This is a genomic window from Desulfofundulus luciae, assembly GCF_030813795.1.
GTDB lineage: Bacteria > Bacillota > Desulfotomaculia > Desulfotomaculales > Desulfovirgulaceae > Desulfofundulus > Desulfofundulus luciae.
Genome location: NZ_JAUSUX010000027.1, coordinates 22,694 through 35,442, shown reverse-complemented (window position 1 = coordinate 35,442; position 12,749 = coordinate 22,694). Strand labels below are relative to the sequence as shown.

Genomic DNA, 12,749 nt, shown 5'->3' with positions numbered 1-12,749 from the left:
GGCCTGGGTAAGGACTTTGTGGATAAGATTGCCGATGAAACTGTGGGCACCAGCGGCGAAGAGATCCTGCCCTTCCTGGAGGAGAAGGGGCATCCAGCCCTGAGCCTCCCGCCGCTGCTTTAAATAACCTAAATCGCGCAACCAATTAATTTAGGATGTAAGAAATGAGCATATCTTGGAGGACACCTGTTATACAGGTGTCCTCCGGATATGTGTTAATTAATTACGAGAAAGGAGAAAAGGAGAATGGGTTTAACAGGTTTAGAAATTTTTAAGCAACTGCCCAAGACCAACTGCAAGGACTGCGGTCACCCGACCTGTCTGGCTTTTGCTATGGCCATGGCGGCCGGTAAAGCTGGTCTCGACCAGTGCCCCCACGTAAGTGAAGCAGCAAAGGAAGCCCTGGGCGCTGCTTCCGCTCCGCCAGTGGCCCTGGTAAAGATTGGTACAGGCGAAAAAGAGCTGACGCTGGGTAATGAAACCGTGCTCTTCCGCCACGATAAGCGCTTTGAACATCCCACGGGAATTGCCATCACTGTGAGCGACACCGCCGGCAAAGAAGAAATTGCCGCCCGTGTAGGCCAGATCAACAAGCTGGTCTTTGACCGGGTTGGACAGCTCCACAGTGTAAACCTGGTAGCCGTCACAAATGATTCCGGTGATGCGGACAAGTTTGTCGCGGCAGTGAAGGTGGCGGCTGAAAACACCGCATATCCCCTGATCTTGATTACCGAAGACACGGCGGCTATGGAAAAAGCTCTGGAAGTTGTGGGCAGCAAGAAGCCGCTCCTGTGCGGGGCTACCGCAGCCAACTACGAAGGCATGACTGCGCTGGCCAAGAAGTATGAGGCCCCCATGGTGGTCAAGGGAGCCGACCTCAATGGACTGGCCGAATTAGTGGAAAAAGTAGTTGCCCTGGGTCACAAACAACTGATTCTGGATTCTGGCGCCCGGGAAGTCCATAAGGTCCTGGCCGACCAGACCCAGATCCGCCGGCAGGCTTTGAAGCGTTTCCGTCCCTTCGGCTACCCCACTATTACCTTTGTTACCAACGAAGACCCCGTCCAGGCCGTAGCCGATGCTGCAGTGTACATTTGTAAGTATGCGGGAATTGTGGTGCTTCAAACGGCCGATCCGGCAGATATTTTGCCGCTGATCACCCTGCGCCTGAACATTTACACCGACCCGCAAAAACCGATCGCCGTGGAATCCAAGATTTATGAGATTGGCAATCCCGGTCCCGATTCCCCGGTCTATATTACCACCAATTTCTCCCTTACCTATTTCTGTGTGGCTGGAGACGTGGAAGCCAGCCGCGTACCGGGTTACATTCTCCCCGTTGATACCGATGGCATTTCCGTCCTGACTGGGTGGGCAGCCGGAAAATTCACCCCCGAGAAGATTGCCGAGATGCTCAAAAACTCCGGCATTGCCGAAAAGGTATCCCACCGCAAGGTAATCATCCCTGGAGGCGTGGCCGTGCTGAGCGGCAAGCTCCAGGAACTCTCCGGTTGGGAAGTACTGGTGGGACCGCGGGAATCTTCCGGCATTCCTTCCTTCCTGAAGCAACGCTGGAATGTTTAACCCGAACCGGTTAGCCGGGCTCTGGCGGTAAAACGTAGCTAGTCGGACGCTTCACTGTGTGGGCACTGCCTGGTAAAAGTTACCGCTCTTGCAACCCGACCTGAATATAACGAAACAATAATCACCAGAAGGGAAGTGGTACTCATGGCCTTTACCATCGCCATTGCCGGTAAAGGTGGAACGGGTAAGACCACACTAGCTGCCCTTTTAATTAGACAACTGATCCAGGCAGGCAAGGGGCCCATTCTAGCTGTGGATGCCGACGCCAATGCCAACCTGAACGAGGCCCTGGGTATCGAGATGGAAGATACCATCGCGGACATCATGGCCCGGATCAACAATAACCTGGAACCGCTACCGGCGGGCATGACCAAAGACCAGTACGTAGCCTTCCGGGTGCACCAATCTTTAGCCGAAGGAGAGGAAGTGGATCTCCTGGTAATGGGAGGTCCCGAAGGGCCGGGTTGTTATTGCTATGTTAACAATCTGGTACGGGGCTTTATGCAGGAACTGAGCAACAATTACCCGTTTGTAGTTATGGATAACGAAGCGGGTCTGGAACATTTGAGCCGGCGTACCACGCAGAATGTGGACATTCTCTTTGTGACCAGCGACGCCAGCGCGCGGGGTATCCGCTCGGCCGGCCGGGTAAAAAAACTGGTAGAATCCCTGGCCCTGGAGATCAAAAAAATGTACCTGGTGGTAACAAAAGTTGCCGATGGCTCAGTGGAAGCCCTGCAAAACGAAATCCAGCAAACCGGCCTGGAGTTAATTGGAGCCATACCGCAGGATGAGCAGGTTTTCCAGTATGACCTGCAAGGCAAGCCTTTGGTTGAGCTACCCGACGAATCTCCGGTAGTAGCTGCCGTTACGGAGATAATGCGTAAAACAGCCATCCTCTAGCTACCTGCACCCACTTATCTAAAGAGAAAGGAGCGTTTATCATGGCCGTTACTATAGCCAAAGAAAGGTGGACCAACAAGGTTGCAGAAGTGGTCCTGGGAACCGAGTCGAACATAGTTAAAATCGGGGGCGAGAGTACCCTGCCCTTCCTGCACTTCGAAGGAGAAATGCCCAACCGGCCTGCAGTAGCCCTGGAAGTCTGGGACATGGAACCCACCAACTGGCCGGAAATTCTGACCAGCGCCTACGCCGGTGTATTAAACGACCCCGTGGCCTGGGCGAAAAAGTGCGTGGAATACGGGGCGGACCTGGTCTGCCTGACCCTGGTCAGTGCCCACCCGGACAATAAAAACACAAACCCGGAGGAATGCGCCCAGGTAGCCAAGGCGGTGGCCGATGCCGTAAATGTGCCTTTAATCATCCTTGGCTGCGGTGTGGAAGAAAAAGACGCCCAGGTGCTGGAAAAAGTGGCCGAGGCCCTGTCCGGCCGGAACTTCCTGCTGGGTTGTGCCACGCAGGAAAACTACAAAACCATTACCGCCGCCTGCATGGTGCATGGCCACAACATCATTGCTTCCAGCCCCTTGGACATCAACCTGGAAAAGCAGCTAAATATATTAATTACGGAAATGAACCTGGCCGCCAACCGCATTGTCATTGACCCCTCGGTGGGCGCCCTTGGTTACGGTATTGAATACGCCTATTCCATCATGGAACGGACCCGCATCGGTGCCCTTACGGGCGATAAAATGATGGCCATGCCGGTCATCTGCCTGCTGGGCCAGGAAGTTTGGAAAACCAAGGAGGCGAAGAGCACCACGGAGGAGACGCCGGAATGGGGAAGCCAGGAGCGCCGGGCCATACTGTGGGAAGTAATCACGGCCGTGGCCTTTGCCCAGGCGGGCGGGTCCCTGTTTGTCATGCGGCATCCCGAATCCCTCAAACAATTCCGGGCCCACATTGACAAATTGATGCAGTCCAATGCCTATTAATTAAAAAAATCAAAGGAAGGTGTCAAAAATATGATCCTCATTGGCGAGCGGATCAACGGTATGTTTAAGGATATCCGGGAAGCCATTTTAAACAAGGACCCGGAACCCATCCGCTACTGGGCCAAACGTCAGTATGAAAACTGCGCCGCTTACCTGGATATTAACACCGGTCCCACTGTGGACCCCAAGGACCAGCCAGCGGTAATGGAGTGGCTGGTGAAAGTCGCCCAGGAAACCGTACCCCTGCCATGCTGTATTGACTCGACCAACCCGGAAGCCATCGAGGCCGGTTTGGCCGTACACAAGGGTAAGGCTATGATTAACTCTACCAGTGCTGACCAGTGGAAGATGGATATTTATTTCCCCATGGCCAAAAAATATAATGCCGCCATCATCGGTCTGGCCATGAATGAAAAGGGTGTACCCAAGAGTGCGGCCGACCGGGTAGCCCTGGCCATGGAAATTGTGGTTAATGCCGACGCCCACGGCATCCCCATGGAAGACCTGTACATTGATCCCCTGATGCTGCCCTGTAACGTTGCCCAGGATCACGGACCCGAGGTACTGGAAGCTATTCGCCAGATTAAGACCCTGGCCGATCCGCCACCCCGGACCACTCTGGGACTGAGCAACACCTCTCAGCGCTGCACCAACCGTCACTTGCTCAACCGGACCTTCCTAATCATGTGCATGGCTGTAGGACTGGATTCGGCCATAGCCGACCTGGAGGACCCCGAGTTGCTGGATGGTGTAGCTGCCGCCAATATCCTCCTGAATAAGGACATTTATTGCGACTCCTTCTTAAAGACCTTCAGACAGCGGTAAGGGCACGCCTCAAAAGGGGAAAGCGGTCGTTCGCAGGCCGTTTTCCCCTAGGTTTGTTTTGAAAAAAATAATTTTTAAGGTCAATTGCAGGATTTGCAAGGTCTTTGGAAGAATATATTATTCAAATTCACAAAGTGGCTACACCGCTTTTATGTACTGGCTTATCCCAATGTCTACACGCCACTGACCTGAGGGTAATGTAAAGCAAAAATCGCAACCTGCTCTTTATCAATGTTCTCTTTCGGGAGGGGATATAGTGCCGAGGATTGGCGTCTACATCTGCCATTGTGGCGAGAATATTGCTGGCGCTGTGAATGTCGAAGAGGTTAGAAAATACGCCGAGAAGCTCCCCGGGGTGGCACTTGCCCGGAACTATCTTTTCATGTGTTCGGATCCGGGCCAGGAATTAATTAAACAGGATATTAGAAACGGCCTCATTGACCGGGTGGTGGTGGCAGCCTGCACTCCACGCACCCACGAGCCTATCTTCCGTAAGGCGTTGGAAAACGGGGGCCTGAACAAGTACCTCCTGGAAATGGCAAACATCCGTGACCAGGATAGCTGGCCGCACTGGCACGACAAGGAGGGCGCAACCGAAAAAGCAAAAAGACTGGTTGCCAGCGCCGTAGCGAAGGCTGCTTTCCTGGAGCCCCTGGAGGACAGGTTTGTGGAGGTAGCGCCGGCGTCGCTGGTGATTGGCGGTGGCGTCTCCGGTATGTTTGCTGCCCTGGATCTGGCCAATATGGGTTATAAGGTTTACCTGGTGGAAAAAAGCCCATCCGTTGGTGGCAATATGGCCAAGCTCGATAAGACTTTCCCCACCAATGACTGTTCGGCCTGTATCCTGACCCCCATCATGGTGCAGGTGGGCACCCATCCGAATATTGAACTTCTGACCTACTCCGAAGTGGAATCCGTAGAGGGCTCCATCGGCAACTTCAAAGTGAAGGTAAGAAAGAAACAGACATACATTGACTGGGATAAGTGTACCGGGTGCGGCGACTGCGTGAATGCTTGCCCGGCCAAGGTGCCCAACGAGTTCAACGAGGGCATGGATAACCGTAAGGCCATTTACATTGAGTTTCCGCAGGCGGTACCGAAACGGGCGGTTGTGGATATCGAACACTGCCTTAGCTGCGCGAAGCGTACTATCGGTACCAAGCCGAGGATCCACTCCAAGACTGGCGAGCCCATCCTTGCACCGTGTGAGAAAGCATGCAAAACAGGTGCGTGTGACCGTTCGAGAGAGTATAACCCGGAAGGCGAAGTCATCGAGCTCAACGTGGGCACCATCATCGTGGCTACCGGTTATAAGGTGATGGACAAAGCGCCGTTCAAAGAGTATTCGCCGCAATCGCCCAACGTTATAACGGCCATGCAACTGGAGCGCATCCTATCGGCCACCGGCCCCACAGAAGGTCATTTTCACCGCCCGTCGGACGGTGAAAAGCCCAAGACCATCGCCTTTATCTCCTGTGTTGGCAGCCGGGATAAGAGGTACCATACCTATTGCTCCAAAGTCTGCTGCATGTACATGCTCAAGGAAGCCCGGTTGATCAAAGAGAAGTATCCCGATACTAATATTTACATCTTCTTTATTGATGTGCGCACCGGCGGTAAAGACTTCGAGGAGTACTACAACTACTGCCGCGATCTCGGCATCAAGATGCTTCGTGGCCGCGTCGGTGCGGTAGACGAGCTACCAGGCGACAGGTTAAGGGTGCGTGCTTACGACGTTGACTTGGGTGCGCCCGTGGAATTGGAGGCCGATTTGGTGGTCCTGGCCACGGCCATTGAGCCTGCTCCGGACCTCGAAGAACTTGGCCGGAAGCTGGGTATCACGTGCGGCAGCGAAGGGTTCTTGAAAGAGTTGCACACCAAGCTCTATCCGGTGGAAACACCGGTGAAAGGTATTTACATCGCCGGTTGTGCGCAAGGACCCAAAGACATTCCCGAATCGGTGTCCCAAGCGCGGGCTGCTTCTTCGGCGGCCGCAGTACCCCTCACCTTAGGCAAGGTAGTTGTAGAGCCGCTGATTTCGGAAGTGAACCAGAGGAAGTGCACAGGCTGCGGTACTTGCGTGCAACTGTGTCCGTACTCGGCCATCAAGCTTGTGGAAGATAGAGGAAGGTTGCGGTCCAGAATTGACGAAGCCCTGTGTGCCGGCTGCGGCGTATGCGCGGCGGCCTGCCCGTCGGGAGTCATCACCTTGCACGGCTTCACCAACGCCCAGATCCACGCGCAGATTAAAGCTTTAGCCTGCTGAGTTCGGGGGTGGTACGAGTGTCCAACGTTCAAGTAGCAACGGGGGTTATCAATCTCTCTGAAGGTGATCCCGGTCTAGTTGACGAGATAAAAGAGCTGGGCGGCGAAGAGTTGCTGGAGTGCATCCAGTGCGCCAAGTGTGCCGCCGCCTGCCCCATGGTGCTGGCTGGTTTTTCCTTTTTTAACAAGCGGGTTATCCAAGCAATTCTCCTGGGATTGCGTGATGCGCTGTTGGACGATTCATCCATTTGGGCCTGCCAGTCCTGTAACCGCTGCACCGAAGTGTGTCCACGGGAGGTTAACCCCTTCGAAATTATCCAAGCCATGCGGCGGGTGGCCATAAGGGAATTTGCCCTGCCCACCCTTTCTATTGAAGGTCTTAAGTCCCTTTACGACACCGGTCATGCCGTTTATCTGGCGGGAGCCGGAAGCACCCGAGCAAAAGTCGGTTTACCGGAAAAGCCGTACTCCACTGTCGCGAACCCGAAAGCTTTAAAAGAACTGCAGGCGGTTATACGGCAAACAGCCCTGGCCGACCTGGGGATCATCCCCATGGACGAGTCAGATGTAACAGAAACTTGCGAGGTGTAGCCAATGAAGGTAGGTTTTTTTGTCGGCTGCAACACGTCCTTTAACAGACCTGATCTTGAGCAGGCGGTACGGTATGCGTTTCCGGCACTGGGGATTGAATTGGACAACCTTGAAGGACAGTCGTGCTGTCCCAGTTGGGGGACGATGCCCTCCGTAGACGTGGTGGGTTGGTGCGCCGTAGGGGCTAGAAACCATACCATAGCCGAGGAAAAGGGCCTGGATATAGTCACCGTATGTGGTAGCTGCTACGGTAGCCTGGCCGAATCAAAGTACAAGATGGATACCAACTCCGAAATAAAGGCTAGTGTCAACGAGATTCTTAAGGAGATCGGCAGGGAATACAAGGGGACCAGCAAGGTCAGGCTCGCCCACTACTATCTCTACCACGAGCTCGGACCTGAGAGGATCAAGGAAGCCCTCAAACATAGACTCGACGGCCTCACAGTGGCCCTTCAGCCCGGTTGCCATACCCTCTGGCCAAGCAAAGTTTATTACGACAAGGAAGAGGATCCCTTCCACCCCAAGGTGCTGAAGGAAATGTGTGAGGCCCTGGGCGCTACGGTTGGTCACTATACCCGCTTGATCGACTGTTGTGGTATGGGGGCCATGCGCAGCACTGATATGGAAAAATCTTTCAATCTTGTTCAGAAAAAGCTTCTCTCCATGAAAGAAGAGGTTAATCCCGACCTGATTGTAACCGGCTGCAGTTCCTGCTTGATCCAGTTTGATACAGCCCAGGAATTCCTGCGTAACGGTAAGAAAATTAATTTCCAAATTCCCGTCCTTCACTTCATGCAGGTCCTGGCGTTGTGCCTGGGAGCCGATCGGGAACAGGTTACCGGACTGGCGAAAACGGATGTGGGGCCTGTGGTAAATAGGATTCTGGCTGGATGACAAACGGCTTTCCCCAAGGGTGCGAAAGGAGTGAAAAACTGTAATGCAGGCCAAATTTGAACCAAAGATCACTGCCTTCCTTTGCAACTGGTGTAGTTATGCAGGTGCCGACCTGGCCGGGTCCCTGCGGTTCCAGTATCCCCCTAATGTGAAGATCATCAGGGTACCCTGCTCTGGAAGGGTTTCTCCCATGTTCATACTGAAAGCCCTCTTTGCCGGCTCTGACGGCGTGCTGGTGGGTGGGTGACATCCCGGAGACTGCCACTATGTTAGTGGCAATTATAATGCTGAACGGCGCGCCAGGGTTACCCAGCGGCTTTTAGATACACTGGGAATTGAGCCACAGCGGTTCCGGTTGACCTGGGTTTCCGCTTCGGAAGGAGCCAAATTTGCTGAGACGGTAACCGATTTCACCAACCAATTAAGGGAATTGGGCCCAAACCCACTGTATGTGACGAACGGATAAAGGTTGGGTTAAGAAGGCGGGGTGTTATAAAAGTGCGAGAATTAACTAAGGCGATCCAAGAAACAGCACAAAAGCTTCTGCAGGATAAAGAAGTAGAATTGGTGGTGGGTTTTGCAAAAGGGAGTCTTCCTTTGCGCAACACCCCCTGCTTTATTCGCCAGCCAGAGGAGGCACAAAAGCTGGTCTGGGGCTACGGTTGCGAAAACAACCTGGCTACCTACCTGCGCCAGAGGCCAGAAAAGCTGGCCGTGGTGGCCAAGGGTTGTGACAGCCGCTCCATAATAGAACTGATTAAAGAAAACCAGATTAACCGCGAAAAACTGGTGATTATTGGCATACCATGTCAGGGTATGATTGATCGCAAGAAAGTAACCCGTCTGCTGGCAGGAAGGGAATTGTTAAAGGCAGAAGTAAAAGACGGTCAAGTCGTACTAATGGGAAAGGGCTTTAGCGAAACCGTTCCCTGTGAACAACTGCTTCACGATACCTGTTTAACCTGCCAGCACCCCAACCCGGTATTGTTTGATATCATGCTGGGCGAGCCGGTCCCGGTGAAGGAAGCCGACAGTTTTGCCGACTTGGCCAATTTTGAAGCCAAGGCACCGGCGGAAAAACGTGCCTATCTTATCCAGGAATTGTCGCGTTGTATTCGCTGTTATGCCTGCCGGCAGGCCTGCCCCATGTGTTTCTGCGAAGAATGCTTTGCAGATTGCTCCATGCCCCAGTGGCTTAGCAAGTCATCCCTGAATGTTCAGGATAACGTCTTTTTCCAAGCCGTACGGGTACTTCACCTGGCCGGGCGCTGCGTGGACTGTGGTGCCTGCGACCGGGCCTGCCCCATGGGCATTGATTTGCGAACTTTAACCCACAAAATGGTGAGGGATGTGCAGGAGTTGTTTGGGTATACCGCCGGAGTCAGTCTGGAAGAAAGGGCCCCGCTGGCTGCGCCTGTAAGTTCATCGACCCTCAATCATTTTTAGCCAAGGAGGGAAGTGAAAGAGGTGTTGCTTTTAAATAAGGACCAGTTGATCAACTGGTTAAATAAGTTAATGCAGGCTTATCAGGTATTTGTCCCGGTAAAAGAGGGTGACTATTTCTGCTTCAAGCAAATTAACTCCGGTGACCAGGTAATCTTGTATTATACTAACTCCAAGGTCCCCCCCAAAGAGGTTCTCTTTCCACGCTCGGAAAAACTCTTCTACTATCGCTGTGAAAACGATGGCGTGCAATTAACAGAGCAAATTGATGAAAGCAAAAAAATTATCGTCGGCTTAAGGCCCTGCGACGCTAAAAGTCTTCTCCTGTTGGACAGCGTCTTTAGCAGTGACAAATACCAGGATCCTTACTACCTGACCAGAAGAAACAACACCGTACTGGTGGGCTTGGGGTGTAATCAACCGGCAGCCACCTGCTTTTGCACTTCCCTGGGCGGAGGTCCTTTTGCCACCGAAGGCTTGGACCTCCTGCTGGTGGACATCGGTGACCGATACGTGGTGGAGGTGCTAACGGAGCGGGGTCGAGAATTGCTTTCTGGAATGGAGTTGCCCGCTGCCGACCAGGAAGCACAGGAAGCTGCCCGGGTGGTGAAAGAAGGGGCGTCCCTCTCTTCCCAAGTTAATTTGGAAGGGTTAAAGTCCAAGCTAGATGTTAACTTTTACGACCCCATCTGGGACATGATCCATGAGAAGTGCCTGGGGTGTGCCGCCTGCACTTACACGTGTCCCACGTGTCACTGCTTTGACATCGTAGACGAAGCTGCGGGAAACGAAGGCTGCCGGATACGCAATTGGGACGCCTGCATGTTCCCACTCTTTACCCTCCACGGTTCCGGTCATAACCCCCGCCCGACGGGTAAGGAACGGTTCCGGCAACGGGTCATGCATAAATTCAAGTACTTCGTGGACAATTTCAACGCCATAGCTTGTGTGGGCTGCGGCAGGTGCATTATAAACTGCCCTGTTAATCTGGACATCCGGGAAGTGTTAGCGGAGATCCAGGGTTCGGAAGTGAGGTCTGATAAGCAATGAAAAACCCCTATCTTCCACTTCCCATGCGGCTGGTTAAAAACTTTGTAGAAACCGAGGATAAGCTTATTCATACCTTTACCCTGGAGTTCCTAAATGAAGGTGACGAGAAGTCATTCCAATATTTACCTGGACAATTTGCTGAGGTAGCCGTATTCGGTGTAGGGGAGGCTCCCTTCGGCATTGCCTCTTCGCCCACAGAACCCGGGTACCTGAAGTTCTCGGTGGCCAAAGTAGGCGTAGTGACCACAGCCCTCCACCAGCTCCCTGAAGGCACCATCTTGGGCGTGCGGGGACCGCTGGGCAACAGCTATCCAATAGAGGAGTTTAAGGGCAAAAACTTGGTAGTCATCGGCGGTGGCTTTGCCTTCACCACATTAAGATCGCTGATTACCTACATTCTCCATCCCGACCACAGGGGAGACTACGGAGAACTGACGGTAATTTATGGCGCCCGCAATCCTGGCCTCTTGCTCTACAAGGACGAGCTGGCCGAATGGGAAAAGCGTTCGGACATTAATCTGGTCTGCACCATTGACCGCCCGGTAGAGGGATGGAGCGGCCGGGTGGGTTTTGTACCGGCAGTAACCAAAGAAGTAGCTCCCAGCGCGGAAAATGCGTACGCGGTAATTTGCGGCCCACCGGTGATGATTAAGTTCACCATGCCGGTGCTGGAGGAATTGGGCTTTCCGCCAGAGCGGATCATCATGTCCCTGGAAAACCGTATGAAGTGCGGCATCGGCATGTGCGGTCGATGCAACGTGGGTAATAAATACGTCTGTAAAGACGGTCCGGTCTTCACCCGGGCACAACTTAACCAGTTACCTAACGAATACTAGAAAGAAAAAACAACCCCCGGCTTGCGCCGGCCCACAGGTAAGACCGGCGCAAGGCCGCAGGGTTGCGTCTGTGGGATGGTCAAAATCAAAAAGCCCAGTGGGGAGGATTACCAAATGAATGCCATCGTGGCTGCAGAACTGGATCCCACTTTTCGGGATGAGTTAGCGGAAAAGATGAAAAGTTTAGACTTTGCCAGCTGTCTGGCCTGCGGTATGTGTACCGCCGGCTGTGTCTTCTCCGACCTGCACCCGGATAACGATCCCCGCAAAATGCTGCGCAAAGTTATCCTGGGCATGCGGGAAGAACTTTTAAAAGACCCCTTTATCTGGTACTGCACCATGTGTGAACGGTGCACCGTGGAGTGTCCCATGTGTGTAAATATTGCCGCCGTTACCAGGGCCATTCGCGGCAACTTCCGCACCGATTCACCCGGTTTCCTCCAAAAGGTGGTTGACGACACCATCAGGTCCGGCAACCAGATGGATGTACAGCCTGACGAATACATGGAAACACTGGAGTGGCTTCAGGAAGAACTGCAGGCTGAGCTGGATGATCCCGATTACCGCATTCCTATTGATGTGGAGGGAGCCGACTTCCTTTTTGGCTTTAACGCCCGGGAGGTAAAGTATTACCCCAACGAATTGCAAAACATCCTGAAGATTTTCTATACCGCCGGGGCCAATTACACCCTGAGTTCCCAAAAGTGGGATGCTACCAACCTGGCTCTTTTCAGTGGTAAGGACGACGATTTCTGGAAAATCACCGAATCAATGCTTCAGGAAGTGGTACGGCTAAAGGCCAAGGAATTGGTTGTTACTGAATGCGGCCACGCGTTCCGTTCTGTACGCTGGGGTTACCGCACTTTCTGGAAAGGACCGCAGTTCCCCATCCGCAGCATCCTGGAGGTCTTGGACGAATGGATCCAGCAAGGTCGGATTAAGCTGGACCCCACCAAGAACCCCGAACCGGTCACTCTCCATGATCCCTGCAACCTGGTGCGCAAGGAAGGGGTAGTAGAACCGCAGCGCCGGGTCTTAAGGGCTGCAGTAATGGATTTCCGGGAAATGTTTCCCAACGGCCGGTGGAATTACTGCTGCGGTGCAGGTGGTGGTGCCCTGGCCATGCCTGAATATACCGAACAGCGCTTAATCAAAGGCAAGCGCAAAGTGGACCAGCTTCTGGCCACCGGGGCTAAAATTGTGGCCATTCCCTGCCACAACTGCATGGACCAGTTCAACGACCTCAACAAGCATTACAAGCTGGGCATGAAAATGGAACATATCTGCAGCATTGTTGAAAGAGCCCTGATTCTACCCGAGAAAAAAACCAAAGCTTAGACACCCACTTCTGCTCCCGGCAAAGTTA

The 12,749-nt window shown here is 53.3% G+C and carries 13 protein-coding genes; all 13 read left to right on the top strand.

Annotated features, from left to right (window positions below; genetic code table 11):
- On the top strand, positions 1-123 hold a 123-nt coding region (locus J2Z49_RS12750), incomplete at its 5' end, for a hypothetical protein (protein WP_307403330.1).
- Between the two features lie 123 nt (positions 124-246).
- A complete protein-coding gene (gene acsC / locus J2Z49_RS12745; RefSeq protein WP_307403328.1) occupies positions 247-1,584 on the top strand; it encodes an acetyl-CoA decarbonylase/synthase complex subunit gamma in 1,338 nt (445 codons plus the stop codon).
- A gap of 144 nt (positions 1,585-1,728) precedes the next feature.
- Entirely contained in the window at positions 1,729-2,487 is a 759-nt protein-coding gene (locus tag J2Z49_RS12740; RefSeq protein WP_307403327.1) for an ATP-binding protein, read from the top strand.
- A gap of 41 nt (positions 2,488-2,528) precedes the next feature.
- Entirely contained in the window at positions 2,529-3,479 is a 951-nt protein-coding gene (locus tag J2Z49_RS12735; RefSeq protein ID WP_307403326.1) for an acetyl-CoA decarbonylase/synthase complex subunit delta, read from the top strand.
- Between the two features lie 30 nt (positions 3,480-3,509).
- Positions 3,510-4,304 (top strand): methyltetrahydrofolate cobalamin methyltransferase, encoded by a 795-nt coding sequence (locus J2Z49_RS12730; protein WP_307403325.1) that lies wholly within the window; start codon positions 3,510-3,512, stop codon positions 4,302-4,304.
- A gap of 256 nt (positions 4,305-4,560) precedes the next feature.
- Complete coding sequence (locus J2Z49_RS12725; protein ID WP_307403324.1) at positions 4,561-6,570, top strand: CoB--CoM heterodisulfide reductase iron-sulfur subunit A family protein; 2,010 nt, start codon at positions 4,561-4,563, stop codon at positions 6,568-6,570.
- Between the two features lie 17 nt (positions 6,571-6,587).
- Positions 6,588-7,160, top strand: a complete 573-nt coding sequence (locus tag J2Z49_RS12720; RefSeq protein ID WP_307403323.1) for a 4Fe-4S dicluster domain-containing protein — start codon at positions 6,588-6,590, stop codon at positions 7,158-7,160.
- 3 nt (positions 7,161-7,163) lie between these two features.
- Positions 7,164-8,054: a CoB--CoM heterodisulfide reductase iron-sulfur subunit B family protein gene (locus J2Z49_RS12715; protein WP_307403322.1), complete on the top strand. Its 891-nt coding sequence runs from the start codon at positions 7,164-7,166 to the stop codon at positions 8,052-8,054.
- A 43-nt stretch (positions 8,055-8,097) separates the two neighbouring features.
- Positions 8,098-8,520, top strand: coding sequence for a hydrogenase iron-sulfur subunit (locus tag J2Z49_RS12710; protein ID WP_307403321.1), 423 nt, complete (start codon positions 8,098-8,100; stop codon positions 8,518-8,520).
- Positions 8,521-8,552: 32 nt separating this feature from the next.
- Positions 8,553-9,500, top strand: coding sequence for a 4Fe-4S dicluster domain-containing protein (locus tag J2Z49_RS12705; RefSeq protein ID WP_307403320.1), 948 nt, complete (start codon positions 8,553-8,555; stop codon positions 9,498-9,500).
- Positions 9,501-9,524: 24 nt separating this feature from the next.
- A complete protein-coding gene (locus J2Z49_RS12700) occupies positions 9,525-10,547 on the top strand; it encodes a 4Fe-4S dicluster domain-containing protein (protein WP_307403329.1) in 1,023 nt (340 codons plus the stop codon).
- Positions 10,544-11,383 (top strand): FAD/NAD(P)-binding protein, encoded by an 840-nt coding sequence (locus J2Z49_RS12695; protein WP_307403319.1) that lies wholly within the window; start codon positions 10,544-10,546, stop codon positions 11,381-11,383. The genes J2Z49_RS12700 and J2Z49_RS12695 overlap by 4 nt, the downstream gene beginning before the upstream one ends.
- A gap of 114 nt (positions 11,384-11,497) precedes the next feature.
- Positions 11,498-12,721 carry a (Fe-S)-binding protein gene (locus J2Z49_RS12690; protein ID WP_307403318.1) on the top strand — a complete coding sequence of 408 codons (1,224 nt, stop codon included), beginning with the start codon at positions 11,498-11,500 and terminating at the stop codon, positions 12,719-12,721.
- The last annotated feature ends 28 nt before the right edge of the window (positions 12,722-12,749 follow it).